Source organism: Pantoea osteomyelitidis, from assembly GCF_044342975.1.
Lineage (GTDB): Bacteria > Pseudomonadota > Gammaproteobacteria > Enterobacterales > Enterobacteriaceae > Pantoea > Pantoea osteomyelitidis.
Map to the genome: position 1 here is coordinate 1 of NZ_JBGFSN010000002.1, position 25,348 is coordinate 25,348.

General features: G+C 56.2%; 23 protein-coding genes and 1 rRNA gene. 7 read left to right on the forward strand and 17 right to left on the reverse strand.

Annotation, left to right across the window (positions count from 1 at the left end):
* Positions 1-89: ribosomal RNA gene (gene rrf / locus ABU178_RS01110) — 5S ribosomal RNA — on the forward strand; the annotation flags it as partial.
* 239 nt (positions 90-328) lie between these two features.
* Complete coding sequence (locus ABU178_RS01115) at positions 329-1,636, forward strand: MFS family transporter (RefSeq protein ID WP_397211149.1); 1,308 nt, start codon at positions 329-331, stop codon at positions 1,634-1,636.
* A gap of 38 nt (positions 1,637-1,674) precedes the next feature.
* Here the strand turns inward: ABU178_RS01115 and pssA are convergent, their stop codons facing one another.
* The 4 genes from pssA to trxC all read right to left on the reverse strand — a co-directional run bounded on the left by pssA (position 1,675) and on the right by trxC (position 7,044).
* Positions 1,675-3,030: a CDP-diacylglycerol--serine O-phosphatidyltransferase gene (pssA, locus tag ABU178_RS01120; protein ID WP_397211560.1), complete on the reverse strand. Its 1,356-nt coding sequence runs from the start codon at positions 3,028-3,030 to the stop codon at positions 1,675-1,677.
* Between the two features lie 117 nt (positions 3,031-3,147).
* A complete protein-coding gene (locus tag ABU178_RS01125) occupies positions 3,148-5,805 on the reverse strand; it encodes a bifunctional acetate--CoA ligase family protein/GNAT family N-acetyltransferase (protein WP_397211151.1) in 2,658 nt (885 codons plus the stop codon).
* 33 nt (positions 5,806-5,838) lie between these two features.
* The gene (locus tag ABU178_RS01130) at positions 5,839-6,540 is read right to left on the reverse strand and encodes a tRNA-uridine aminocarboxypropyltransferase (protein ID WP_397211152.1); all 702 of its coding nucleotides are present in this window, start codon (positions 6,538-6,540) and stop codon (positions 5,839-5,841) included.
* Between the two features lie 84 nt (positions 6,541-6,624).
* Complete coding sequence (trxC, locus tag ABU178_RS01135) at positions 6,625-7,044, reverse strand: thioredoxin TrxC (protein ID WP_397211154.1); 420 nt, start codon at positions 7,042-7,044, stop codon at positions 6,625-6,627.
* Between the two features lie 159 nt (positions 7,045-7,203).
* Between trxC and ABU178_RS01140 the strand changes: the two genes are divergently transcribed.
* Positions 7,204-8,232 carry a tRNA/rRNA methyltransferase gene (locus ABU178_RS01140; protein WP_397211156.1) on the forward strand — a complete coding sequence of 343 codons (1,029 nt, stop codon included), beginning with the start codon at positions 7,204-7,206 and terminating at the stop codon, positions 8,230-8,232.
* 68 nt (positions 8,233-8,300) lie between these two features.
* Here the strand turns inward: ABU178_RS01140 and emrB are convergent, their stop codons facing one another.
* From emrB to ABU178_RS01200, 12 genes are all read right to left on the reverse strand, one after another.
* The gene (gene emrB, locus ABU178_RS01145) at positions 8,301-9,836 is read right to left on the reverse strand and encodes a multidrug efflux MFS transporter permease subunit EmrB (protein ID WP_397211158.1); all 1,536 of its coding nucleotides are present in this window, start codon (positions 9,834-9,836) and stop codon (positions 8,301-8,303) included.
* A 17-nt stretch (positions 9,837-9,853) separates the two neighbouring features.
* A complete protein-coding gene (gene emrA / locus ABU178_RS01150; protein ID WP_397211160.1) occupies positions 9,854-11,029 on the reverse strand; it encodes a multidrug efflux MFS transporter periplasmic adaptor subunit EmrA in 1,176 nt (391 codons plus the stop codon).
* A 150-nt stretch (positions 11,030-11,179) separates the two neighbouring features.
* On the reverse strand, positions 11,180-11,710 hold the full coding sequence (gene mprA, locus ABU178_RS01155) for a transcriptional repressor MprA (protein WP_397211162.1): 531 nt from the start codon (positions 11,708-11,710) through the stop codon (positions 11,180-11,182).
* A 328-nt stretch (positions 11,711-12,038) separates the two neighbouring features.
* On the reverse strand, positions 12,039-13,217 hold the full coding sequence (locus tag ABU178_RS01160) for an MFS transporter (protein ID WP_397211164.1): 1,179 nt from the start codon (positions 13,215-13,217) through the stop codon (positions 12,039-12,041).
* A 171-nt stretch (positions 13,218-13,388) separates the two neighbouring features.
* On the reverse strand, positions 13,389-14,384 hold the full coding sequence (gene proX, locus ABU178_RS01165) for a glycine betaine/L-proline ABC transporter substrate-binding protein ProX (RefSeq protein WP_397211166.1): 996 nt from the start codon (positions 14,382-14,384) through the stop codon (positions 13,389-13,391).
* Between the two features lie 60 nt (positions 14,385-14,444).
* Positions 14,445-15,602: a glycine betaine/L-proline ABC transporter permease ProW gene (gene proW, locus ABU178_RS01170; RefSeq protein WP_397211167.1), complete on the reverse strand. Its 1,158-nt coding sequence runs from the start codon at positions 15,600-15,602 to the stop codon at positions 14,445-14,447.
* Positions 15,595-16,794, reverse strand: coding sequence for a glycine betaine/L-proline ABC transporter ATP-binding protein ProV (gene proV, locus ABU178_RS01175; RefSeq protein WP_397211169.1), 1,200 nt, complete (start codon positions 16,792-16,794; stop codon positions 15,595-15,597). Before proV ends, proW begins: the two co-directional genes overlap by 8 nt.
* 394 nt (positions 16,795-17,188) lie before the next feature.
* A complete protein-coding gene (gene nrdF, locus ABU178_RS01180; RefSeq protein WP_397211171.1) occupies positions 17,189-18,151 on the reverse strand; it encodes a class 1b ribonucleoside-diphosphate reductase subunit beta in 963 nt (320 codons plus the stop codon).
* Positions 18,152-18,167: 16 nt separating this feature from the next.
* Positions 18,168-20,306, reverse strand: coding sequence for a class 1b ribonucleoside-diphosphate reductase subunit alpha (nrdE, locus tag ABU178_RS01185; RefSeq protein WP_397211173.1), 2,139 nt, complete (start codon positions 20,304-20,306; stop codon positions 18,168-18,170).
* Positions 20,285-20,689 (reverse strand): class Ib ribonucleoside-diphosphate reductase assembly flavoprotein NrdI, encoded by a 405-nt coding sequence (nrdI, locus tag ABU178_RS01190; RefSeq protein WP_397211175.1) that lies wholly within the window; start codon positions 20,687-20,689, stop codon positions 20,285-20,287. Before nrdI ends, nrdE begins: the two co-directional genes overlap by 22 nt.
* Positions 20,690-20,692: 3 nt before the next feature.
* Positions 20,693-20,935 (reverse strand): redoxin NrdH, encoded by a 243-nt coding sequence (locus ABU178_RS01195; RefSeq protein WP_397211176.1) that lies wholly within the window; start codon positions 20,933-20,935, stop codon positions 20,693-20,695.
* Between the two features lie 310 nt (positions 20,936-21,245).
* Entirely contained in the window at positions 21,246-21,557 is a 312-nt protein-coding gene (locus ABU178_RS01200; protein ID WP_397211178.1) for a DUF883 family protein, read from the reverse strand.
* 153 nt (positions 21,558-21,710) lie between these two features.
* On the opposite strand from ABU178_RS01200, the gene ABU178_RS01205 reads away from it, so the two are divergent.
* From ABU178_RS01205 to ABU178_RS01215, 3 genes are all read left to right on the forward strand, one after another.
* Positions 21,711-22,046: a DUF2002 family protein gene (locus tag ABU178_RS01205; RefSeq protein ID WP_397211180.1), complete on the forward strand. Its 336-nt coding sequence runs from the start codon at positions 21,711-21,713 to the stop codon at positions 22,044-22,046.
* 69 nt (positions 22,047-22,115) lie between these two features.
* Complete coding sequence (gene mmuM / locus ABU178_RS01210; RefSeq protein WP_397211182.1) at positions 22,116-23,051, forward strand: homocysteine S-methyltransferase; 936 nt, start codon at positions 22,116-22,118, stop codon at positions 23,049-23,051.
* Between the two features lie 97 nt (positions 23,052-23,148).
* Positions 23,149-23,571 carry a hypothetical protein gene (locus tag ABU178_RS01215; RefSeq protein ID WP_397211184.1) on the forward strand — a complete coding sequence of 141 codons (423 nt, stop codon included), beginning with the start codon at positions 23,149-23,151 and terminating at the stop codon, positions 23,569-23,571.
* Between the two features lie 24 nt (positions 23,572-23,595).
* On the opposite strand, the gene speG is transcribed toward ABU178_RS01215, so the two are convergent.
* On the reverse strand, positions 23,596-24,141 hold the full coding sequence (gene speG / locus ABU178_RS01220) for a spermidine N1-acetyltransferase (protein ID WP_397211186.1): 546 nt from the start codon (positions 24,139-24,141) through the stop codon (positions 23,596-23,598).
* 242 nt (positions 24,142-24,383) lie between these two features.
* Between speG and ABU178_RS01225 the strand changes: the two genes are divergently transcribed.
* Positions 24,384-25,346: an ABC transporter substrate-binding protein gene (locus ABU178_RS01225; protein WP_397211188.1), complete on the forward strand. Its 963-nt coding sequence runs from the start codon at positions 24,384-24,386 to the stop codon at positions 25,344-25,346.
* Positions 25,347-25,348 lie beyond the last annotated feature (2 nt).

Genomic DNA, 25,348 nt, shown 5'->3' on the forward strand with positions numbered 1-25,348 from the left:
CCTGACCCCATGCCGAACTCAGAAGTGAAACGCCGTAGCGCCGATGGTAGTGTGGGGTCTCCCCATGCGAGAGTAGGGAACTGCCAGGCATCAAATTGCGACGAAGCCCCGTACTGACGTACGGGGCTTTTTCGTATCTGAGGATCGCTCATCATGCCTGAGCGAGGCGTTAAACAGGCAAAGCAATTTGTTTTCTTTGTTTCAAAAAGCCGGTCCGCTTCACATTTTACCTGCCTGATAATTCAACATGCTTCCCGCATCACACCTGTAGCTGCTTTACTCAACTCTTTAACGCTGCTTATCAGCATGGATAAAAGAGGTCAGGTATATGTCAGATGCACTCAATTCAGCAAATAAGCCCGCCCCAGAGACGCCAGCAGTAAGTAAAAAACGCATTTGGGCTATAGTCGGCGCTTCGTCCGGGAACCTGGTCGAATGGTTCGATTTTTATGTCTACTCTTTCTTTTCCCTCTACTTCGCACACGTTTTTTTTCCCAGCGGCGACAACACCACCCAACTGTTACAAACCGCCGGCATATTTGCTGCCGGATTTCTGATGCGTCCCTGTGGCGGCTGGCTGTTTGGCTATATTGCAGATAAGCATGGACGGAAAAACTCCATGCTTATCTCAGTATGCATGATGTGTTTCGGCTCGCTGGTGATTGCCTGCTTACCCGGTTACGCCACTATCGGCATCGCTGCACCGATCCTGCTACTACTGGCACGCATGTTTCAGGGATTATCGGTCGGTGGAGAATATGGCACCAGCGCAACCTATATGAGCGAAGTCGCGCTGGAGGGGCGCAAAGGTTTTTACGCCTCCTTCCAGTACGTCACCTTAATCGGCGGACAACTGCTGGCGGTATTGACGGTAGTTATTCTGCAACAGGTCCTTAGCGATGAAGCGCTCCGTAGCTGGGGCTGGCGTATACCCTTCTTCCTCGGCGCAGTATTGGCCATTGTCGCGCTTTGGCTGCGTCGCTCGCTGAATGAAACCTCAGATAAACGCAGTCGCGAACATCGGGACGCGGGAAATATCTCCAGTCTGTTACGCAACCATTCCCGTGCATTCCTGATGGTGCTGGGCTTTACCGCGGGCGGCTCGCTCAGCTTCTACACTTTTACCACCTATATGCAAAAATATTTGGTGAACAGCGCCGGAATGGATGCGAAGACGGCAAGCGGTCTGATGACCGCAGCTTTGTTTGTCTTTATGCTGATTCAACCGCTGATCGGGGCGCTTTCCGATAAAATTGGCCGTCGTGGATCGATGTTAATTTTTGGCGCTGGCGCGGCGCTTTGTACGGTGCCGATTCTGACACTGCTGCAAAATACCGAAAGCGGCTGGCTCACCTTTTTCCTGATTATGCTGGCGTTGCTGATCACCAGCTTCTATACCGCAATCAGCGGCATCCTTAAAGCGGAAATGTTCCCGCCGGAAGTACGGGCGCTGGGCGTCGGACTCTCTTATGCAGTCGCGAATGCGATTTTTGGCGGCTCGGCAGAATATGTCGCGCTGTTAATGAAGAAGCTGGGAATGGAGAGCAGCTTCTTTTGGTATGTCTCAGCAATGGGCGCAGTGGCGTTTCTGGTTTCGCTGATGTTGCATAAGAAAGGCAAGGGCATACAGCTTTAAACAACCCGAAAAGTAAAAAGCCCCTTACGGGGCTTTCTTTAAAGGATACGGCTGATAAGCCTGTCGATGCGAATGCGACGTAACCGACGAATCAGCTTACGCACCTTCGCGGGATAATCAGCGATACTTTCCAAATCGCGAAAATGCTTCACAACCGTGGTATGGGTACGAATCAAAGCCAGCTCTTTTTCACGCTGCTCAGCGAGTTGCTGCAACGGATCGTGGATCAGCACCGCATTTTCCAGATCGAGACGCCATGCGCGTGGATTAAGGTTATTGCCGGTAATCATCATCCACTCCTCATCCACCCACAGCCCTTTCAGGTGATAGCTGTTATCGCCATCTTTCCACAGGCGCACCACGAGCTGACCGTTATTGACGTAATACTGCAGACGGCTCAGAAAGCGACGCAGGTTAATCTCATACAGGTAGGGCAGGGCGCCGATAATTTTAAAAGGCTGATCGGGTGGAATGTAGAAGTCGTTGGCTGTTTTATCGCCCACGATAATCTCTACCTCTTTCCCCTGGCGCAGCAGGTGAATGATATTACGCACCAGAATGGCGGGCAGGTTAAAGTAAGGCGTGCAGAGCGTCAGCTTGCGTTCGGCACAGGGCATCAGGTGGAAGATAGTCTTATTCAGCAGGCTACGCTTGCCCAAACCCACCAGCGGCGTCACTGTCAGTTCTTCATTGTGACCATCGCCAGCGAACTGGTAGTTAAAACCACGCAGGTCCTGACGGAACTGGCGCGTCTCATTTTTGATCTCAGGGCTGGAAGGGCGCTCGGCGCGATCGAGACGGTTAACCGCTTCGGCCTGTTTCAGGTTAGCGCTGATCCACTCATACATGGTATCGGTCAACCTGGCGTTACGAATCAGATGATAACGGTCGTAGCGATATTTATCTTGCTGATGCAGATAAACATCATTGAGGCTGGCGCCGCTGTAAAGCAGCGTGTCGTCAAGGATAAATCCTTTCAGATGCAATACGCCCAGCGCTTCGCGGGTATTTACCGGAATGCCATAAACCGGGATAGCGATATCCGCATATTGGGTCGCCATTTCACAATACCAGTCGGCGTTAGTTACGCCTCGGGCCGCGCCAATTCGCCCGCGCTGCGCGCGATGCCAATCCACCAAAATGCTGACGTCCAGCTCAGGGCGCGCCTGCTTTGCCGCGTAAAGCGCATTCATGATGCTGCGCCCACCCTCATCGTTCTCAAGATAGAGCGCCACGACGCAGATCCGTTTTTCCGCTGCGGCAATCTTTTCCAGCAGGGTCTGATGAAATTCAGCCGGTGAATAAAGCGTCGATATATCCGCCACAGATTGTGACAGTTTAGGCAGCTGCGCGAGGTGTTGTTGGTGTTTATTGCGCTTAAATTTAGACAACATCACAGTGCGCTTCTTCTCTGTTCATTGCATGGCCTTTTGCCATCAAATCATGGTCCTAACGTTAAATAGTAACATCAACCGGCCAAATCATGGCGTTTTTTACCTTTCTCTACAAGGTTAGCTGATGTCGTTACGAAGAGGTAAGTTCAGGCTGACGATTCCTTCATCCATTTGAATATCAACGTTAAAATTTAGCTTGCGCGCCAGGGTTATCATGCCGCGATTATTTGGCATGGTGATACCGTTTAATTGTTGCAGACCGTGATCGCGCGTATAGCGGATCATCTTTTCCAGCAACCGTCGCCCCAGGCCGAGGCCTTTGAGATCCGAGCGCACCAGTACCGAAAACTCCGCATCGACGTTATCAGCATCGGAGATAGCGCGCGTCACGCCAATGATCTCCGGCTCGCCCGCCAGATCGCGCACCGCGACGATCGCCATTTCCCGGTCATAATCGATCTGCGTCATATTCGCCAGATCCTCATGGGTAAACTCACTGATTTCGCTGAAATAGCGATAGTAAAGATCCTCTTTGGTAACACAGGCAATAAACGCACGCAGCAGAGGCTCATCTTCCGGTAGAATCGGGCGGAACAGACAGCGCTGCCCATCCTTCAGCTCTACCTGCTCTTCAAGACGCTGCGGATAAGGACGTATCGCCAGACGCGCTTCGTTATCGCCGTCAAAAGGCGCAAGACTCATGGTGACGTCCAGCAGGGTAAATTCGTTGCCTGTTGCCAGCAGTGGATGAATATCGAGGCGCTGGATTTCGGGACAGTCAACGATCAGGTTAGAGACCTGCACCAGCAGCTGGCTGAGCGCGGCGACATCAAGCGGGAAAAGCGCGCTGCGGCTGCGGATTTTGCCGCTCTTGATCGCCTGAATCACCAGATAGCGCGCCAGCGTCATATTCAGCGGCGGCAGCGCGACGGCGGCCTGCTGATCGGCCTGCCACTCTATGCCGCCTTCACCCAGCAGAATTACCGGGCCGAACAGCGGATCCTGTTCTACTATCACGCGCAGTTCCTGCGCCCCGGCACGGTTCGCCATGCTCTGCACCAGCAAACCCTGAATACGCGCCTGCGGCAGCGCCAGCCTGACGCGATCGATAATGGCGTCGGCGGCCTGCTGAACCTCCGCTGGCGTACGCAGATAAAGCATCACGCCCTGCACATCCGACTTATGCGCGACGTCCGGCGAGCGCAGCTTCAGCGCCACCGGATAGCCAATTTGTCCGGCGATATGTACCGCTTCCGCGCTGTCGTTAGCGATCCAGGTTGGCAGCGTTGCCAGACCATAAGCCTGCAATACTGGCTGTACCTCATGCGTATCCAGCGTGCGGACGCCATCCGCCAGCGCCTGTTGCAGCAGCTGGTGCGCCTGCGCGCTGTCCTGCGTCAGGCTCGCGGGCAACGCCGGAGTTTCGCGGAGCTGCTTCTGGTTACGACGATACTCTACCTGATGCATAAATGCCGTAACGGTGCCTTCCGGCGTGCGCCAGGTAGGAATGCCCGCCTGAGTAAAAGCCCGACGCGCCGCTAGCGAGGAGAATTCGCCGCACCAGTTGGTGAGTAGCGTAACCTGCTTCGCGCGCGGATGGCGGGCGATGGCGCTGATAAGCTGTTCCGCCGTTTCGGTGGCGGGCGCCACGGCGCTGGGTGCATGAATAATCATCAATGCATCGAGATCATGACTGTGAAGCAGCGTCTCTACGCAGGCCACGTAACGCTCTGGCGTGGCATCATCTTTTAGATCGATAGGATTGCCGCCGCCCACGCCCGCTGGCAACAGGCTTTCCAGCGCGGAGAGCGTTTCCGCGCCGAGCGTCGCCAGCTTCCCGTTGCGGGCGTAGAGCGCATCCAGCGCCAGTGCGGCAGGCGCAGCGCCGTTGCTGACGATCATCAGCCGTTCGCCGCGCAGCGGACGCATATGGCTGAGGGATTCCACGGCGGAAAAGAGTTCATGGGTGTCCTGCACGCGCAGCAGACCGGCGCGCTGAATTGCCGCATCCCAGGCGGCATCCAGCCCGTTATGAGTACCCAGTAGCGCCTGCGCCTGACTGCTGCGTCCGCTCTTGATCACCAGAATCGGCTTATTGCGCGAGGCGCTGCGCGAGGCGGAGACAAAGCGCCGGGCGTCGCTGAGTTGTTCAAGATAAAGCAGGATAGCGCTGGTTTTGCCGTCGCGGGCAAGGAAATCGAGCAGATCGTCAACATCGATATCCAGGCTGTCGCCCAGCGAGATAAACCATGAAAACCCTAAATTGCGCTGCTGCGCCCAGTCGAGAATGGTATTCGATACCGCCGCCGACTGGGAGATAAAGGCTAGTCGGCCTTTCTCAATCGGCACCGGCGAGAAGCTGGCATTCAACCCTTGCCAGGGCGCGAGCAAACCAAGGCTGTTAGGCCCCAGCAGACGGATCTGCCAGCGGCTGGCGCAGGCTTTCAGCTCTTCAAGCTGGCTGGCGGGCGCGGAAAGTATGATGCAGGCCTTACAGCCTTTTTCCCCGAGCTGCTGCAACAGTTCGATGTTACGCCGCGCATGGGTACAGATCACCGCCAGATCGGGAGCAAAGGGCAGACTGGCGACGGTGGGCCAGGCGAGCACGCCGCTTACCGCTTTATATTTCGGCGTGACGGGCAGCACGGGACCGCTAAAGCCGCCAGCCAGCAGGTTACGCATCATCAAATAACCGGCGCGCCCGGTTTTTACCGAGGCGCCAATCACCGCAATGGATTTAGGTCGTAACAGCGCTTCCAGTCCGCGTTGGCTCATTTCCCGCTCCCTCACAATAAAATCAGGATGAGTTTACCTGTTTTCGCCGCTTGTTTCCGTGAGATGCGCAGGATGATGGGGCTTGCCCGCCAGATAACGCTGACGGAACAGTAAAAAGTGCGCGAAAAGCGCTTCCGAGGCGGCAGTGTCGCCAGCCTGCGCCAGCAGCGCAGCGGCGACCTCGGCAGTACAGTGCTGGCCTTCGCCGTGTGCTTCACGCAGCGTGTAGCGCGAGGGCGTGGTGACGTTGACCGACATCACCGGCAGCGCGTCCAGCCACGGGCTTTTACGAAACATTTTGCGCGCTTCGGTCCAGGTGCCGTCCAGCATGATAAACAGAGGCGGCTTGCCTGTTGTGGGCGGGCTGTTCAGCACCGGGCGATCGGCATCGGCGTAGGCGGCAGGAAACACCACCACCGGCTGATAATCCGCGTTCAGAACCGTTTGCAGCAGCGCGGGATCCGGCTCGGTGCGCGACCAGCCAAACGCCAGCGTATCCGGCAGGATATCGGCGATCAGACGACCGGTGTTGCTCGGCTTCATCGGTTCGGTATCAAACATGACCAGGCAAAAGCGACTGCGCGCCAGCTGGGGCTGAATCGTAGGACAGAAACAGAGCTTTTGCGGCAGTAGACAACCCTGGCAGCGAAGGACGCGATTGCCGCGGGCGAGAAACGGACGGGTGGCACGGGCGAGACGTTGCGCGCGCAGGCGCAGGACGGCGTTATCAGACATAGCACTCGGTACGCGAAAAAACGCCAGTGTAATCGAATCGGGCGGGAAAGGTAATACGGCCAGCAGCGAGCTGGCCGTCAAACATCAGAGCGATTCATCCAGCCATTCGGTAAATGGCGCTTTCGGCATCGCGCCGTTCAGCATATCAGCCAGTTCGCCTTTCTTAAACAGCATAATGGTGGGAATACTGCGGATGCGGAAGCGGGCGCTCAGAGCAGGTTCCGCTTCGGTATTCACCTTGATAAAACGGATCTGGCCCTTACGTTCCTGCGCCACCTCTTTAAACACCGGCGCGAAGTTAACGCACGGGCCACACCAGGGCGCCCAGAAATCGACCACCACCGGCAGATCGTCCTGCAGGTATTTATCCAGTGTCTGGGCGGTAGCGCTGGTTACTTCGCCATCAAACAGCTCGCTGCCGCAGCGGCCACATTTCGCTCCGTCGGCAACGCGCGCTTCGGGAACGCGGTTGGTTGCCTGACAGGAGGCACATACCGTATTCATATACACCTCTAAAATAAGACTGTGTCACACAGAGTAATGTTGACCATTATGAAAGGGTGATCAGGCAGGCTCAATGTGGATTACCCGATAGGTACAATAGTTGATAGCTTAGCGCCAGGACATAAGGTAATCTGCGCGCTCTCAATGCAGGAGGAACAGATGAACGACGAATTTAAAGGCAAAAGCGGCAAGGTAAAAGTGATGTATGTACGTGGCGAGGAAGAAAACCGTTCGCGCGGACAAAATCCTCGTACCGGGAAAGGAGGCCGTCCAGCTGCGCGCCAGGAAGATAATCGTCGTTCTGGTGGCCGCCGCAATGACGACAGCGCGCGCAAACCCCCGCGTGGCGCCAGCGAGTCTCCCTGGCGCACCGTTTCGCGCGCGCCGGATGATGAAAACAAGCCCGATCATGGCGGCATCAGCGGCAAAAGCGTCATCGATCCGGCGCAGATTCGCCGTCAGCGTATGGAAGAGACGCGCGTCTATGGCGAAAACGCCTGCCAGGCGCTGTTCCAGAGTCGTCCGGAAGCAATTGTTCGCGCCTGGTTTGTGCAGAGCGTGACGCCGCGTTTCCGTGATGCGCTGCGCTGGCTGGCGGCCAACCGCAAAGCTTATCATGTAGTGGATGACGCAGAGCTGGCGAAAGCGTCCGGGACCGAGCACCATGGCGGCGTCTGCTTCCTGATCAAAAAGCGCATGGGCATGGCGGTCAGCGAGTGGCTGGCGCAGGCCGGAAGCAAAGATTGCGTGCTGGCGCTGGAAGATGTCAGCAACCCGCACAATCTCGGCGGCATCATGCGCAGCTGCGCACACTTTGGTGCGAAAGGGCTGCTGGTTGACGATGCTTCGTTGCTGGAGTCTGGCGCGGCAGTGCGTACCGCAGAAGGCGGCGCCGAGCACGTTCATGCCATCAGCGGCAGCAGCTTTGCTGAGGGGCTGGCGGAGTTCCGCAAAGCAGGTTACACCATCGTCACCACCTCCAGCCACAAAGGCACGCCGCTGGCTGAAGCGGTACTGCCGGAAAAAATGGTGCTGGTGCTGGGGCAGGAGAGTGAAGGGCTGACCGACACCACCTTCCAGCAGGGCGACATGAGCCTGTCGATTGGCGGTACCGGCAATGTCGAAAGCCTGAACGTTTCCGTCGCGACCGGCATTTTGCTTGCCGAATGGTGGCGTCAGAACGCATAAAAAAACGGGCCTGTGGGCCCGTTTTTATTGATAAAGCGCCTGAGTTACCCTTACGTTGGGATTGCCACTCAGTGCGCGCCGCCGCCGCCGCTGCCGGAACCAAAAGGTGGACGGGCAAACCAGATCATCACCAGCAATACAATAAATATCCCGGCAGAAAGCCAGAAAATCTCATTGGCGGAAATAATCAGCCCCTGATTGGTAATCTGCTGCGCGATATACGCCGACGCCTGCTGGTGCGTCATTCCTATATCTTCCAGCTGCTTATACATCTGCTGCGCATCAGGGTTAAACGGCGTCACCGATTCGCTGAGATAGCTATGGTGCATCGACTCCCGATTGGTCCAGAGTGTGGTAGTGATCGAGGTGCCAATCGAGCCTGCCAGCGTACGCACAAAGTTCGACAGGCTTGACGCCGCCGCCAGACGCTGCGGTGGCAGGCCGGACAGCGTAATGGTGGTGAGTGGCATAAAGAAGCAGGCGATGGCGAACCCCTGGATAAACTGTGGCCAGGCGGAAGCGCCAAAATCCATGCCCGGTTCAAAGGTGTAAGCGCGCCAGTAAAAGCAGACGGCGTACATAATAAAGCTGAACGTTACCAGACGGCGCATATCGATCTTATGGGCAAAGCGACCGATGATGGGCGACAGGATCACCGGAATGATGCCCACCGGCGCCGAAGCCAGCCCGGCCCAGGTGGCGGTATAGCCATACACCTCCTGCAACAGCTGCGGCAACAGTACAATGGAGCCAAAGTAGAGCATGTAGGCCAGGCTTATCGACAGGCAGCCGATGGTGAAGTTGCGCGATTTGAACAGCGACAGATCCACGATCGGATGGTCATCGGTCAGCTCCCACACCAGCAATACCACCAGCGACACCACGGCTATCACCGTCAGGACGATAATCTCCGTGGAGCTGAACCAGTCCAGCTCTTTCCCGCGATCCAGCATCACCTGCAGGCAACCGATACCGGCCACCAATAGCACCAGCCCGACCACGTCGATAGGGCGAGATTCTGTCTGGGTTTCCCGGCCTCGCAGGGTTTGCAGCGTTAACGCCACCACCAACGCGCCGATGGGAACGTTAATAAAGAAGATCCAGCCCCAGTGGTAATTGTCGCTGATCCAGCCGCCCAGAATCGGGCCGCAGATCGGGGCGACAATTACCGTCATCGCCCAGAGCGACAGCGCAATGCTGCGTTTAGCTGGCGGATAGTTGTTGAGCAGCAAACTCTGCGACAGCGGGATCAGCGGACCGGCCACCACGCCCTGAATGATGCGGAAAAAGATCAGCATCGTCAGGTTTTCCGACATGCCGCATGCCCAGGAGGCGATGGCAAACAGAATGGTCGCCCAGGTAAACAGCTTTACTTCGCCGACGCGCTTCGCCAGCCAGCCGGTAATCGGGATGGAGATCGCGTTCGCCACGCCAAAGGAGGTGATCACCCAGGTGCCCTGCGAATTCGAGGCGCCGAGGTTACCGGCAATGGTCGGGATCGCCACGTTAGCGATTGTTGAGTCCAGCACCTGCATGAACGTCGCCAGCGACAGGGCGATGGTCATCAGGACCAGCTGGGTGCCCTCAAGCGGTTTTTGTGCCATTACAGCCTCCCGCCTTATCAGCCTGCGTTGGCACGGACGATATCAGAAATCATCTGGTTTACCGGCGCCAGATCGATCGCCAGCGCATTGCTTTCATAGGCCGCCCGTTGACGCACGGTGGTGGCCAGCACGCTGCCCTCTTTGCTGGTGGTATCGATCTTCACCAGCGTCGAGAGGCCGATACGCAGCGGATGCTGCGCGATATCCTGCGGGTCCAGCTCGATACGCACCGGCAGACGCTGAACCACTTTGATCCAGTTACCGGTGGCGTTTTGCGCGGGCAGCAGCGAGAAGGCGCTGCCGGTGCCCATATCCAGGCCAACCACTTTGCCGTGATAGACCACATCGTCGCCATAGATATCGCTGACCACGGTTGCGGACTGACCAATACGCACGCCCGCCAGCTGAGTCTCTTTGAAGTTGGCATCAATCCAGAGATCTTTCGCCGGCACCACCGCCATCAGCGGCGTAGTCGTGTCGATCTGCGCGCCGACCTGCACGCTGCGGCGTGACACGTAACCCTCCATCGGGCTGCGAATATCGGTACGCTGCAATGCCAGCCAGGCGTCACGCAGCTCCGCCGCGCTCTGCTTGACCGCAGGCTGGTTTTCCAGCGAGGTGTTGAGGATCATCGCCTGATTGGCATTATATTGCTGCACCGCCACGTCAAGCTGAGCTTTGGCGGTGGCAACCGCGTCGCGCGCGTGCTGCAACTCTTCCCGCCCAATCAGGTTCGCCGCGCCGAGCGGCTCGCGGCGCTTGAGATCCGCCTCCGCCTGCTCAAGGGCGGTTTTCTGTAAATCAATTGTCGCCTGGTACTGTTTGTTGTTGATCATCAGCTGATGGGTCTGACGCACGCTGGTGGCCAGCGCCGTCTGCGCCTTCTCAAATGCCTGTTCGGCATCGGTTTTATCCAGCGAAACCAACACATCCCCTTTTTTCACATAGTCGGTATCGTCAAACCACACTTTATTAACGCTGCCCGACACCTGCGCCATCACCTGCACCTGGTTACCGGCAATATAGGCGTCATCCGTTTCCTGGAAGTGACGCAACACCAAAAACCAGTAAGCCAGATAAGCAATACCGATTAGTACAAACAGAATCGCCAGCACGCTCAGAATAACTTTGCGCTTTTTCTTTTTGTTGTTGGCTGGCTGTTGCGGGCTTTGCGCCTCCGCAGTTGCACTCATGTTCTTCTCCACGTTTTCCATTTTGTCGGGCTGCATCACTCCATTGACACGGAACCCGGGTCGAAAAAAGCCAGCGTGTAAACGCTGGCCTGATAAAAAGGGGGATAAAAATAACGGTTTCGCAGGGTGATTGTGTCGCAGTTCTTGCTATTAGCGAGAAAGAGAAGCGATAAGTTGATCTTCGTCCATTTTATCCAGACGGTTAAGTAACTTGCGCGTCAAGCCTTCCAGCTGCGCCTTCTCATCATGGGAGAGCGACGACCAGAGATACTGCAGGCTCTGATGCTGCGGCGGCAGCAGCTGGCGCAGGAATTCGTTGCCCTTTTCGGTCAGATGCAGATGCAGGCAGCGGCGATCGTTATCGCTTTCACGGCGTTCAATCCAGCCGCGCTTCTCCAGCTCATCGGCAATACGCGTGGCATTGGTGCGCGACGAGCCGAGCGCCGCGCTCAGTTCAGAAGGCTGAATGCTCTGGTTTTCCTGCGCGTCCAGGGTGATCAGCGCCATAAACAAGGTTTCGTTAATTCCCTGCGCCTTGAGCATCTTGTTGCGGTTATCCAGCAGTTTACCCTGCATATGCATGCAAAGACGCGTCAGCATGATCTCCTGCAACGGGAAATCTTTATGACGATTTGCACGGATGTTCAGCATCTGCTCAATGGGAGTAAACGAACTTTCCATCTAAAAAAACCTCACTGGTTGCTACAGGTATAATAACGATGCTGACGTAATGAGCGTAGACGCTTTCCCAACGGGAGGTTGTCTGGACGGTCACATTGTCATCATCGAGCGTTCCAGGTCTTTCCGTAACCCTGGGCGTGAAACCCGCGCTCGCTGCGTGGTACGGCTGCGCAGGGCGCCTCATGATTTACCGCCTGCGAAACGTTTCATTTTCTGGATTATTTCACAGGTAAAAATAACGATAGTGAATAAGTGCTCTGCTAACAATAACAAACTCATTCAATCGTTAACAGCCCGATGGTCCTGATTACACGTCTCTTTACGTTTTTTAAACGCTTTCGCGCCGATAGCCGCGCCACCAGGCCAGCAGATTCAACAGCGTCATCACCGCGCCGGTGGCGCAAACGCCATACCAGCCAGCGAAATGGTAAGCGCTGGCCGACGCCAGCGAACCCACGGCTCCGCCTATAAAATAGCTGGTCATGTAACCGGCAGTAAGACGGTTACGCGCCTCGGGCATATGACGATAGATCACGCTTTGATTGGTGATATGAACACCCTGAACTGCCAGATCGAGCAGCAAAATACCCGCAATCAGCGCAATCAAACTGTGCGCACCGGCGGCAGTGGCGATCCAGGAGAACAGCATAATCAGCAGGCCAAGGCTGGTAGTGAGTTTCGCTTTGCCCTTGTCCGCCAGCGCGCCCGCCTGCCGTGCGGCCAGGGCCCCGGCAGCGCCGACCAGGCCCAGCAGGCCAATCTCACCTTCTGAAAAGTTATAGGGCGCCGCAGCCAGCAGAAACGCCATTGAAGTCCAGAGGATGCTGAAATTGGCAAACGACAGGCAGCCGATCAGCGCGCGCATACGCAGCACCGGATTTTCTGCATAGAGGTGGAAAATCGAGCCAAGCAGCTGCGGATAATTCAGCGGTATCGATTGCTTATAGCGCGGCAAAAAGCGCCACAGCGCCAGCGCCATCAGCACCATCAATACGCTGGCGACCCAATAAACGGTGCGCCAGCCGCCCAGCTGCGCCAGCGCGCCCGCCGCGGTACGCGCCAGCAAAATGCCCAGCAGCAGACCGCTCATCACGGTACCGACAACTTTGCCGCGTCTTTCCGGCGCGGCGAGCGTGGCTGCCAGCGGCACCAGCATCTGCGCCACTACGGAAAAAAGTCCGGTTACGATGGTGCCCGCCAGCATCATCCACAGCGAGGTTGAGGTTGCCGTGACCACCATACCGCCCGCCGCCAGCAGGCTCATTGAGACGATCAGCCCGCGCCGCTCCAGCATATCGCCCAGCGGCACCAGCAGCAGCAAACCGCAGGCGTAGCCGAGCTGAGCGGTGGTCACGATAAAGCCAGCCTGATTGACCGAAAGATGAAAAGTATGGGCAATGGTAGCCAGCAGAGGCTGCACATAATAATTGCTGGCGACGGCCAGGCCGGTAGCGACCGACATTAAAGCGACGAGGGCAGGATTCAGACCCTGACGGGAAGCGTTCATAGGAGAGTGCAGGCGTGAATAGTCATAATCCGGTAATAATAACCTAAAAAACTATTTCTCTGTTGCGTTACTTCACAGGACAAACCAGTAAGCGTTTGTTAACAGTTATGGTTAAACAGGAGGGCCAAAAAAAAGAGCGGCCCGGCCGCTCTTGCTTTTAGTAAAAAAGATTTATTTCGCCGCAGCCAGCGCGTCGTTTACCCACTTATCAAACTGAGCCTGATGCGCTTTGATCCAGCCGTCAACGTGGCGGTTGATATCTTCTTCAGAAGACTGACCGGAATGCATAAATGAGTTTTGCGCATTGATATCCGCAAGCGGCAGCTTCATTTCAGAAAACAGCTTCGCCGCCGCCGGGTTTTTCTCTGCCCAGGCTTTGTTCGCCACGATATGCATGGAATTTACCGGGAAGCCGTAGTTAGCGCCGTTGGCCAGTTTGGTATCGATACCTTTCTGCTTGCCCGGCAGGGAAGAGAAGGGCACCTGTAGCCAGACCACATCTTTGCCCGGCTTCAGCACGTCGCTCACCCAATAAGGCGTCCAGGTATAATAGAGGATCGGCTTGCCCTGTTTGTAACGGGCAATGGTATCGGCGATCATCGCTGAATAGTTGCCCTGATTATGCTCGACGGTGTCGCTCAGACCGTAAGCCTGAATCTGATGATTAATCACTGCTTCGCAGCCCCAGCCAGGGGTACAGCCGGTGAGATCGGCTTTGCCGTCGTTGTTGGTGTCGAACAGTTTCGCCAGTTTGGGATCTTTCAGCTGGGCGATATTGGTGATGTGATATTTTTCGGCGGTTTTCTTATCGATCAGGTAACCCTGCGCGGCGCCGCTGACATATTCACCTTTGCGATAGAATTTTTCATCGCCGCCAGCTGCGTTATACATATCGTCATGCAGCGGCTTCCAGTTGGTGGCAATAAAAGTACCGTCGCCAGCGGCAATGGTGGTGTAGCCCACGTTGTAGTCAACTTCGCTCGGCTTATCGACGGTATAGCCCAGTTTCTCCAGCGCGCGGCTCACCAGCAGCGTCTGGAAGGTCTCTTCGGAGATGGTGCTTTGCACCGGTTTTACCGTAATGCCTTTTCCTGGCAGATCCGCGGCGGAAACTTGCGTTACGGCGAGCGTCGTAAAGGCGGCGGCAATGAGAGCTGTCTTGCGCATAGTCATTCCTTATTTTTACTGTTGCGGCGGGAGCGGGCGGCCCGGAGCCGCCCGAAAAAATTACTTGTTGCTGAAGGGGCGTAACAGCAGGCCCAGCGGGCCGCTGTGATACCAGTTGCGGTTACCGCGGCTGCGGCTGTCCCGGCCCACTGACTGCGTCAGGCGGTCGAGTATAATGGCGAGGATCACAATGCCCACGCCGCCGACGGTCGCCAGACCCATATCCAGGCGGCCAATGCCGCGCAGCACCATCTGGCCGAGACCGCCGACTGCGATCATCGAGGCGATCACCACCATCGACAGTGCCAGCATCAGCGTCTGGTTCACGCCCGCCATGATGGTGGGCATCGCCAGCGGCAGCTGCACTTTAAACAGCATCTGACGCGGGCTGGCGCCAAAGGATTCGCTGGCCTCGATCAGATCGGCAGGCACCTGCTTAATCCCCAGAATAGTCAGACGCACAATCGGCGGCAGGGCGAAGATGATGGTCACTACCACACCCGGCACGTTACCGATGCCGAAAAGCATCACAATCGGCACCAGATAGACAAAAGCGGGCGTGGTCTGCATCGCATCCAGCAGGGGACGGATAATGCGCGCAGCGCGTTCACTGCGCGCCAGCCAGATGCCCAGCGGCAACCCGATGATGATGCAGAACAGCAGGGCGGTCAGCACCAGCGCCAGCGTCACCATCGCCTGCGACCAGGCGCCGATCGCGCCAATCAGCACCAGCGAGATCAGCGTCGCGACGCCCATGCCGAGGCTGGAGAGCTGCCAGGCAATTAGCGCGAACACCAGAATCGCTACCGGCGCGGGCATACCCAGCAGTAATTGCTGGAAGGCGCTGAGAATGTAATCCACCGGTACGCGAATGCCCTGAAAAAGCGGACGGAAATGGCTGACTACCCAGTCGATACCCTGAGTAACCCAGTGGTCGAGCGGGATCAGCTTTTTGTGAAACGGGTCCAGCAGGTTAAAGTGCTGCGGCTCAGGAGCGGGCGCGCTGTTTAACCAGTCGCTGCTGCTGGCGGCGGCATCATGACCGGCGGCAGTGGGAGTTGAACCCCATGCGTCAGCGCTGCCGCTGTCAGCGGGCGTAGCCGCGCCGGTGGACCAGGGATCGCTGCTGCTGGCTGTGGCATCGGCTGCGGGTTGGGTCGTCGCGGGCTGCGCCGGTGCAGAGGCGGTATCCCACGGATTGGTTGCGTCTTTACTCATTGCTTGCCCCCTCACGGTCTAAAGCGCGTAACAACATGCTTTTCGAAATGATGCCGATATAGTGATTCTCTTCGCCGACAACCGGCACCGCACAGGGCGCCTGCGCCACATGGGAAAGGAGATCGTTCAGTGAGGTATCGGCGGCAACCGCGGCAGGGGCCTCGAGCAGAGCGCCATCGAGACCTTCGCCCGCGGCGAGGGCAGCCTTCAGCGAGTCGGTAGAGACCACGCCGACAAACTTCTGTTTTTCCAGCACGTAGCCGAACTCGCGATCTTCATCCTGCAACAGCTTGATAGCGGAGCGCGGACCGAAGCCGGAAGCCTTACGGATCAACGCGCCGGCGCTGCGGCGGGCAATATCTTTCGCGCTGAAAACGTGGCTGATATCCACGCCGCGGAAAAAGGTGCGCACATAGTCGTTGGCCGGATTATTCAGAATTTCATCCGGTGTGCCGATCTGTACCACTTCGCCGCCCTGCATAATGGCGATTCGATCGCCAATACGCATCGCTTCATCGAGATCGTGGGAAATAAATACAATGGTGCGCTGATGTTTCGCCTGGAGTTTTACCAGCTCATCCTGCATTTCGGTACGAATAAGCGGATCGAGGGCGGAAAAAGCTTCGTCCATCAGTAAAATATCGGGATTAATGGCCAGCGCACGGGCAAGTCCCACACGCTGACGCATACCGCCCGAAAGTTCATCTGGATAAGCGTGAGCATAATTTTCCAGTCCCACCTGACGCAGCGCATCCAGCGCTTTTTCCTGACGCGCCTGTAGCGGCACGCCCGCTAATTCCATGCCGAAAGCGGTATTATTCAATACCGTCATATGCGGCATCAGGGCAAATGACTGAAATACCATACTGATCTTATTTCGCCGCACTTCACGCAGTTCGCTTTCCGATATTTTGGCAATATCGACGCCATCAATAATAACCTGGCCGCGTGTCGGCTCTATCAGACGATTGAGAAGGCGAACCATGGTTGATTTTCCTGAGCCGGATAATCCCATGATGACAAATATCTCGCCTTCTTCAATGGCCAGACTGGCGTCCTTTACCCCGAGCGAAAGCCCGGTTTTCTCCAGTATTGCTTCCTTGCTTTCGCCGCGCTCAATATATTTAAATGCGCGGTCCGGATTATCTCCAAATACTTTATATAAATTCTTTACTTCAAGTTTAATCGCCATGCAGTAATTAAATCCTGGTTAATGGTGGGGCTCTTTATATTTATTTGTCGTTCCGGTTGAAATTAAACGGCCTATACCGTACCACACTGAGATTATCTGACAACCCTTGACAGGGATATTAACCCGGCAGGGTAGGCGCCGAATCACGGGAATTTCCAGTGCTCACAAGGGATAAGCGGGAATAAATTTTGCTGCGCGCCAGGGTGGAATTTCTGCCGTTTCGCTCGTTTTACGAAGAAATCACGCAGAAAAGATCACGCTTTGTCGGCAAAAAAAGCGCAGGCGCTAGCGGATTAATGGCGGAAATAGCAGAGTGAGAAATCAGGAGTTGGGCGCGGAACAGCAGAATAAACAGGATAAAATAACGGGCCTGTTCAGGCCCGAAATAAAAGGATTAAAAATCCCAGTCTTCATCTTCGGTTTCTACCGCTTTCCCCATCACATAGGAAGAGCCGGAACCGGAGAAGAAATCATGATTTTCATCCGCATTGGGGGAGAGGGCAGCGAGGATCGCCGGATTCACCGTGGTCAGTTCTGCCGGGAACAGCGCCTCATAGCCGAGGTTCATCAGCGCTTTATTGGCGTTGTAGTGCAGGAAGGCGGTGACCTCTTCCACCCAGCCCACATCGCCATAGAGCGCCTCGGTATAGGCCAGTTCGTTTTCATACAGCGCCATCAGTAAATCGTAAGCGAACTGCTGTAGCTCCTCGCGACGGCCATTATCCACTTTTTCCAGTGCTTTCTGATATTTGTAGCCGATGTAATAGCCATGAACCGCTTCGTCGCGAATAATCAGGCGGATTAGATCGGCAGTGTTGGTCAGCTTGCCACGACTCGACCAGTACATCGGCAGCCAGAAGCCGGAATAGAACAGGAATGACTCAAGGAACACGCTGGCGATTTTCTTTTTCAGGGGATCGTTTTCGCGGTAGTGCGCCAGGATAATATTGGCTTTGTTTTGCAGCGGCGCGTTCTCTTCGCTCCAGCGGTAAGCCGCGTCCACATCGCTGCTGTTGCAGAGCGTGGAGAAGATCGAGCTGTAGGAGCGCGCATGTACCGCCTCCATAAAACTGATATTCGACAGCACCGCCTCTTCGTGCGGGGTTTGCGCGTCGCTCATCAGGCCCGGCGCGCCAATCACGTTCTGGATGGTATCGAGCAGCGTCAGGCCGGTAAACACGCGGATAGTTAACTGCTGCTGCTGGCGGTCCAGCGTCTGCCACGCCGGCAGATCGTTGGAGAGCGGCACCTTTTCCGGAAGCCAGAAATTAGTGGTCAGACGGTTCCACACTTCCAGATCTTTTTCATCCTGGATACGGTTCCAGTTAATCGCCTGAATCTGTTTTAGCTGCATCATAATCTTCGCTTCGTGGTTATAAGGCGCAGGAGACGCAGCCCTGCACTTCGGTTCCCTGCAAGGCCATCTGGCGCAGGCGGATGTAATAAAGGGTTTTGATCCCTTTTTTCCAGGCGTAAATCTGCGCCTTGTTGATGTCGCGCGTGGTGACGTCATCGCGGAAGAACAGCGTCAGCGACAGCCCCTGATCCACATGCTGCGTCGCTTCAGCGTAGGTATCGATAATCGCTTCCGGGCCAATCTGATAGGCATCCTGGTAAAATTCGAGATTCTCATTGGTCATAAAGGGCGCCGGATAGTAGACGCGACCGGTTTTCCCCTCTTTACGAATCTCAATCGGCGACACGATGGGATGGATGCTGGAAGTCGCATGGTTGATATAGGAGATTGAGCCGGTGGGCGGAATCGCCTGCAGGTTCTGGTTATAGAGACCGTGCACCATCACCGCCTCGCGCAGCTGACGCCATTCGTCCTGGGTGGGCAGCGCAATGCCCGCATCGCTAAACAGCTGCGCCACGCGCGCGGTGCGCGGCTGCCAGGGGCGATCGATATACTTAGCGAAATAGTTGCCGCTGGCGTACTGCGACTGCTCAAAGCCCGCAAAGCGCTGCTGACGCTCCTGGGCGATCAGGTTAGAAGTACGCAGCGCGTGGAAAGTGACGCAGTAAAAATAGAGGTTGGTAAAGTCGAGCGCCTCAGGCGATCCGTAAACAATACCTTCCCGCGCCAGATAGCCATGCAGGTTCATCTGGCCGAGACCAATAGCGTGCGAGCGGCGATTGCCTTCCGCTACTGAAGGCACCGAAACGATTTCGCTCATGTCGGACACCGAGGTCAGGGCGCGCACTGCTACCTCTACCGTTTGCGCCAGATTGCGCGAATCCATCGCATGGGCGATGTTCAGCGAGCCGAGATTGCAGGAAATATCTTTGCCCACGCGGCGATAGCTGAGGTCGTCGTAATACTCGCTGGCGCTGTTGACCTGCAAAATCTCCGAACAGAGATTGCTCATGTTGATGCGACCCTGAATCGGGTTGCTGCGGTTCACGCTGTCCTCATACATGATGTAGGGATAGCCGGACTCAAACTGAATTTCCGCCAGCGTCTGGAAGAAGTCACGCGGCTGGATAAAAGTTTTCCGGATACGATCGTCAACCAGCATCTCTTCATATTTTTCACTGATGCTGATATCGCCAAACGCCTGACCGTAGATGCGCTCCACGTCATAGGGTGAAAACAGCGCCATCTCGCGATTCTGTTTCGCCAGCTGGAAAGTGATATCGGGGATCACCACGCCGAGCGACAGGGTTTTGATGCGAATCTTCTCGTCAGCGTTTTCCCGCTTGGTATCAAGGAAGCGCAGAATATCGGGATGATGCGCATGTAGCCAGACCGCGCCCGCGCCCTGACGCGCGCCGAGCTGGTTCGCATAAGAGAAAGCATCTTCCAGCATCTTCATCACCGGGATCACGCCGGAGGACTGATTTTCGATGCGCTTAATCGGCGCGCCCGCTTCACGCAGGTTAGAGAGCAGAAACGCCACGCCGCCGCCACGTTTGGAGAGCTGCAGCGCCGAGTTCACCGCCCGGCCAATCGACTCCATATTATCTTCAATGCGCAGCAGGAAGCAGGAGACCAGCTCGCCGCGCTGCTGTTTGCCGCAGTTCAGAAAGGTAGGTGTGGCGGGCTGGAAGCGTCCGCTGAGCATCTCCTGTAACAGCGCACGCGCCAACACCTTATCGCCCTGAGCCAGCGTCAGCGCCACCATGCAGGCGCGCTGCTCAAAGGTTTCCAGATAGCGCTTGCCGTCAAAGGTTTTCAGCGTGTAGCTGGTGTAAAACTTCCAGGCGCCGAGGAAAGTATGAAAGCGAAAGCCAAAGGCATCTGCTTCATCATGCAGTTCGCAGACGAAGCTGAACGGATAGCGATTCAGCGCCTCCGCTTCGTAATAGCCTTCCGCCACCAGATAGCGCAGACGCTCCGCCGCCGAGGAAAAAGGCACGCTGTTGGGCTGCACATGTTGCAGAAAAAACTGGCGCGTCGCTTCATGATCCTTTTCAAACTGGATGCGCCCGCTGGCGTCATACAGGTTCAGCATGGCGTTCAGGGCGTGATAGTCGAGCGTCGCGCTGCTCAGGGTCTCTGTCGTTGCCAAAATTGGGTCACTCCCGCTTTTACGTTGGCGATATCGTCGGCGGTTCCCATCAGCTCAAAGCGGTAGAGATAAGGAACCTGACATTTTTGTGCAATGATCTTGCCGGCGAGGCAAAAGCCTTCGCCAAAATTACGGTTACCCGCAGCGATAACGCCGCGAATCCCGCGTCGGTTGGCTTCGTCATTGAGAAACTGGATCACCTGTTTGGGCACCGCGCCGCGGCTTTCGCCGCCGCCATAACTCGGAACCACCAGAATATAAGGTTCTTCGATCTGCAAACGTTGCTTGCTATCCAGCGGAATGCGGCGCGCCGGCAGACCCAGACGGGTGATAAATCGGTGCGTGTTTTCCGACTGGCTGGAAAAGTAGACCAGTGGAAACATGGGTTAATCTCCGGCAGCGGCGAGCTGACGCAGGCTGGCAATCTTGTCGGGGCGAAAGCCGCTCCAGTGCTCGTCATCTGCCATCACCACTGGTACCTGGCGGTAACCCAATGATTTCAGGCGATCTACCGCTTCCGGCTGGGCGTCGAGATTGATCAGCTGATAAGCAATACCGTTACGGTCCATGGCGTTTTTAGTGGCGTTGCACTGGACACAATTATCTTTGGTGTAAATAATAATACGCATGATTCGTATTTACCTTAGGTTGTCTGATAAGGTTGCACGATACGAAGCGTTTTGCCCTTGCTGCTGGCTTCGTCCCTGCCCACATAATGGGATGTGGTGATGTGCTAAATACTAGATGTAGTGTTCCGGGAATTCAAGCATACCACATATAGGGTTTTTATCTGATAAGTCGTCACAAGCGGCGGAAGCCAGCTATCATGGGCGCTGACGGGAAAAAGCAGTTTTGTAAAGATGGAAAAAACAGCCGGGGCAGGAAGAAAAGCGTAAAAAAGCCCCGCAAAAAGCGAGGCTGTATAGTGTCGCCTGGAGCTTAGCGGCGAGAGATCAGCAGCGCACCGAGCACAATCCCGACGGCAGCGCCAATACCCACCACTTGCCAGGGTTTTTCCTGCACATAAGCGCCGACCTGATGGCCTGCATCGCGCGCCGCTTTGGTAACGCTGTGTCCGTTCAGTCGAGCGCGAGTGCTTTTCAGCAGCGTTTCCGCCTGGCTGCGCGCCATTTTCGTCTCATCCTTCGCTCCGCTACCCAGGTTTTTCAGCAATGCTTCGAGCGAATCAGCCAGTTCATTTACGTTGTGCTGCATATCAATGTCATCGTTTTTATGCGTTCTGGTAAACATTTTTCGCTTCCTTTTAATTTTAAACGTAATACTTAGTGTAGTAGAGGAAAAACGAAACGCGGGTGCGGGCGGGGCTTTGAGGAAAATTCCGAATGTACCGACCAGCGTGCTGTTGTAAGGTTGCGGGGCTTTAGAAGACTGAGAGGATCGAGCATGTATTTAAGACCGGATGAGGTAGCGCGCGTACTGGAAAATGCGGGTTTTGAAATGGATGCCATTACGTCTAAAACCTACGGCTACCGTCGTGGGGAGAATTATGTCTACGTCAACCGTGAGGCGCGTTTGGGACGTACCGCGTTGGTGATCCATCCAACGCTGAAAGAGAGAAGCCTGAACTTTGCTGAGCCTGCTTCAGAAATGAAAACCTGCGATCACTACACGCAGTTTCCGCTTTATCTGGCCGGGGATTCGAAAGAGCATTACGGTATCCCGCACGGCTTCAGCTCGCGCGTCGCGCTCGAGCGTTATCTACAGGGCCTGTTCGGCTAGCCTTATCCGCCCCGTTTTGCGGGGCCCTCCGCCTGCAAAATCCTTCTGTCTGTTATCCGGAGATAAAGAGTGCTGCATAATGCTGTTGCCGATGCGTTATCTCATTACGGCACGCTAATCCTCGATGGCGCTCTGGCGACGGAGCTGGAAGCGCGCGGCTGCGATCTGGCCGACAGGCTCTGGTCAGCGAAAATCCTGCTGGAACAGCCGGAGCTGATTTATCAGGTGCATTACGACTATTTTGCCGCAGGCGCGCACTGTGCTATTACCGCCAGCTATCAGGCGACGCCGCAGGGATTTGCCGCGCGTGGCGTAAATGAGGCGCAATCGCTGGCGCTGATTCGTCAGAGCGTGCAGCTGGCGCAGCGTGCGCGGGATGATTATCTGGCGCGGCAGGGCAGCGCGCAGCCGCTGCTGGTAGCCGGTTCAGTAGGTCCTTACGGCGCATACCTGGCCGATGGTGCAGAGTATCGCGGCGATTACGCGCTGCCGGAAGCGGAGATGATGGCGTTTCATCGGCCACGCATCCAGGCGCTGGTCGATGCCGGAGCCGATCTGCTGGCCTGTGAAACTCTGCCATCATTTGCTGAGACGCAGGCATTGGTTAAGCTGTTGGCGGAATTTCCTGCCCTTACCGCCTGGTTCTCCTTTACTCTGCGCGACGCCCGACATATCAGCGACGGAACCTCGCTGGCGGAAGTCGCCGCGCTGCTTAACGCCAGCGCGCAGGCGGTGGCGCTCGGGGTGAACTGCGTGGCGCTTGAGAGCGTCACGCCCGCGCTGCAACAGCTCCAGAGGCTGACCCGCAAACCGCTGGTGGCCTATCCGAATTCCGGCGAAATCTACGATGCGCAGAGCAAAACCTGGCGTCCGGCCGCCTCAGGCTGCACGCTGCACGATCGGGTTGTTGCCTGGCAGCAGGCGGGCGCGCGCCTGATTGGCGGCTGCTGTCGCACCACGCCGCAGGAGATCGCGGCACTTGCCCGTGATTGTCAACCGCAATAAGCCACTGAAAAGGGGCGATCATAGCCCGATTGCGGCGAGTGAAAAGCAGGCGGGGGCAGTTTACACTATCCGTTCTGACCCTTAAGCGGATTTCCTGATGAAAAAGCCTGTTCTGGCCCTGATTGCCATGATGTTGCTCAGCGGCTGCGCCACTATCGTCGGCTCGGAAAGCCAGTCGGTGCGCATCGACTCTCTTCCCAGGGGCGCGCGTTTTACCGTGCAGGATGAGAGCGGACGTGCCGTGGCGGAAGGCTATACGCCGCAGACGGTAGAGCTGGATAAATCCACCGGTCGCTATTTCGGCAAAAAACAGTATCAGGTGATGCTGGAAAGCCCCGGCTACGTGCCGTTAACGCTGCCGCTGGAGACCCGTGCCAACCTCTGGTATCTGCTGGGCAATATTCCGCTCGGCGGTTTCCCCGGCTGGCTGCTGGTCGATCCCTTTAACGGCGGCATGTACAACATCGAGCCGGAGCACCCACAGCCGCATCTGAACCCGGTAGGCGCGCGCGGCGGCTGATAAGCCAGCGTTGATTCCGTAATATCATTGCGCGGTGGGTTTTACCATGCCGCCGGTGGTGCGGTATTTATCCAGATACTGATGCTGGAAAATGCACATGCGAATGGTGTTACGGTACTCGCCATTGATAAAAAATTCGTGCTTCAGCACACCCTCAATTTCAAATCCCAGCTTGCTGTAGATATGGATCGCTTTCTCGTTTTCCTGATCGACGATCAGGTAGAGCTTATAGAGATTCAGCACTGAAAAACCATAATCCATCGCCAGCTTGGCCGCCTGGCTCGCCAGACCCTTTCCCTGATGCGTCGGATCGATAATGATCTGAAACTCCGCGCGGCGGTGCACATGGTTGATCTCCACCAGTTCCACCAGGCCCGCTTTCTGGCCGTTATGCTCCACCACGAAGCGCCGCTCGCTCTGGTCATGGATATGTTTGTTATAGAGATCGGAGAGTTCAACGAAGGCTTCATAAGGTTCTTCAAACCAGTAGCGCATCACGCTGGCGTTGTTATCCAGCTGATGCACAAAGTGCAGATCTTCCCGCTCCAGCGGGCGCAGTTTTACCGTCATAGATAATTCCTTGTAACCGGGCAGTGTCGCGAGTATAGCCTGTTTGACGCAGCGGCGCGTAGCGCGCACCAGTCTGGCGAAACGCACGCTTTCAGCGCCCCGTGCTGGTGCGAGACCAGGCTTGCGGTTTGTTTGCACGCCGTCACGCCCTTCACAATGATATCTGGCACAGCCATTGCTTAACTTGTATAGATAAGACTATACAACCGGTGTTTTTCATCACCTTTTAGCAGGAGTGGAAGATGGGTAAGCAGCAGATCAGGCAGACGGTATGTGCGTTAACAGTAGCGGCAGCATTAAGTTCGGCGTTTGCTGCACAGGCGGAAGAGACAAAAGTCGCGATTGGCATCTCAGGCTGGACCGGCTTTGCTCCGCTCACGCTGGCGGACAAAGCAGGCATTTTTAAAAAGCACGGGCTGGATGTGGATGTGAAGATGATCCCGCAGAGCAGCCGCCATCTGGCGATCGCCTCCGGCACGGTGCAGTGTGCCGCCACCACGGTTGAAACCTATATCTCCTGGAACGCAGCGGGCGTACCGATCAAGCAGATCGTCCAGCTGGACAAATCTTACGGCGCCGACGGGCTGGCGGCGCGCAGCGGCATTGCCAGCGTGAAAGATCTGAAAGGCAAAACCGTGGGGGTAGATGCGCCCGGCACTTCGCCTTATTTCGCGCTCGCCTGGATCCTCGATAAAAACGGCATGTCAATGAAAGATGTCCGGCTGGCGACGCTTTCGCCGCAGGCTGCCGCCCAGGCGTTTACCGCCGGGCGTAACGATGCCGCCATGACTTATGAACCCTATCTCTCTGCGATCCGCAACCAGCCGAAAGCGGGAAAAATCATCGCCACCACTCTCGACTACCCGATGGTGATGGATACTCTCGGCTGCACGCCCACTTTCCTGAAAGAGAATCCGCAGGCGGCGAAAGCGTTAGTGGAAAGCTATTTCGATGCGCTGGAGATGATCAAACAGCAGCCGGATAAATCCAATGAGATCATGGGCGCGGCGGTGAAGTCGAGCGGCAAAGAGTTTGCCGAATCCGCCAGCTATCTGCGCTGGCAGGGGCGTGAAGAGAACAAAAAGTTTTTCAGCGGCGAGATTGAAACCTTCAGCGATGAGGCGGGCAAGCTGTTGCTGCGCGCCGGTGTGATTCGCAAAATGCCTGACGTGAAAAGCCTGTACGACGCCAGCTTTGTGCAATAACG

Bases quoted from the DNA above. Each gene is read 5' to 3' on its own strand.
- ABU178_RS01160 (WP_397211164.1), bottom strand. From the start codon at position 13,217: ATGAACGCTTCCCGTCAGGGTCTGAATCCTGCCCTCGTCGCTTTAATG.
- emrA (WP_397211160.1), bottom strand. From the start codon at position 11,029: ATGAGTGCAACTGCGGAGGCGCAAAGCCCGCAACAGCCAGCCAACAAC.
- ABU178_RS01215 (WP_397211184.1), top strand. From the start codon at position 23,149: ATGAAAAAGCCTGTTCTGGCCCTGATTGCCATGATGTTGCTCAGCGGC.
- emrB (WP_397211158.1), bottom strand. From the start codon at position 9,836: ATGGCACAAAAACCGCTTGAGGGCACCCAGCTGGTCCTGATGACCATC.
- proV (WP_397211169.1), bottom strand. From the start codon at position 16,794: ATGGCGATTAAACTTGAAGTAAAGAATTTATATAAAGTATTTGGAGAT.
- mprA (WP_397211162.1), bottom strand. From the start codon at position 11,710: ATGGAAAGTTCGTTTACTCCCATTGAGCAGATGCTGAACATCCGTGCA.
- ABU178_RS01115 (WP_397211149.1), top strand. From the start codon at position 329: ATGTCAGATGCACTCAATTCAGCAAATAAGCCCGCCCCAGAGACGCCA.
- ABU178_RS01225 (WP_397211188.1), top strand. From the start codon at position 24,384: ATGGGTAAGCAGCAGATCAGGCAGACGGTATGTGCGTTAACAGTAGCG.
- trxC (WP_397211154.1), bottom strand. From the start codon at position 7,044: ATGAATACGGTATGTGCCTCCTGTCAGGCAACCAACCGCGTTCCCGAA.
- pssA (WP_397211560.1), bottom strand. From the start codon at position 3,030: ATGTTGTCTAAATTTAAGCGCAATAAACACCAACAACACCTCGCGCAG.
- ABU178_RS01130 (WP_397211152.1), bottom strand. From the start codon at position 6,540: ATGTCTGATAACGCCGTCCTGCGCCTGCGCGCGCAACGTCTCGCCCGT.
- ABU178_RS01125 (WP_397211151.1), bottom strand. From the start codon at position 5,805: ATGAGCCAACGCGGACTGGAAGCGCTGTTACGACCTAAATCCATTGCG.
- ABU178_RS01200 (WP_397211178.1), bottom strand. From the start codon at position 21,557: ATGTTTACCAGAACGCATAAAAACGATGACATTGATATGCAGCACAAC.
- ABU178_RS01140 (WP_397211156.1), top strand. From the start codon at position 7,204: ATGAACGACGAATTTAAAGGCAAAAGCGGCAAGGTAAAAGTGATGTAT.
- ABU178_RS01195 (WP_397211176.1), bottom strand. From the start codon at position 20,935: ATGCGTATTATTATTTACACCAAAGATAATTGTGTCCAGTGCAACGCC.
- nrdF (WP_397211171.1), bottom strand. From the start codon at position 18,151: ATGATGCAGCTAAAACAGATTCAGGCGATTAACTGGAACCGTATCCAG.
- ABU178_RS01205 (WP_397211180.1), top strand. From the start codon at position 21,711: ATGTATTTAAGACCGGATGAGGTAGCGCGCGTACTGGAAAATGCGGGT.
- nrdI (WP_397211175.1), bottom strand. From the start codon at position 20,689: ATGTTTCCACTGGTCTACTTTTCCAGCCAGTCGGAAAACACGCACCGA.
- proX (WP_397211166.1), bottom strand. From the start codon at position 14,384: ATGCGCAAGACAGCTCTCATTGCCGCCGCCTTTACGACGCTCGCCGTA.
- speG (WP_397211186.1), bottom strand. From the start codon at position 24,141: ATGACGGTAAAACTGCGCCCGCTGGAGCGGGAAGATCTGCACTTTGTG.
- proW (WP_397211167.1), bottom strand. From the start codon at position 15,602: ATGAGTAAAGACGCAACCAATCCGTGGGATACCGCCTCTGCACCGGCG.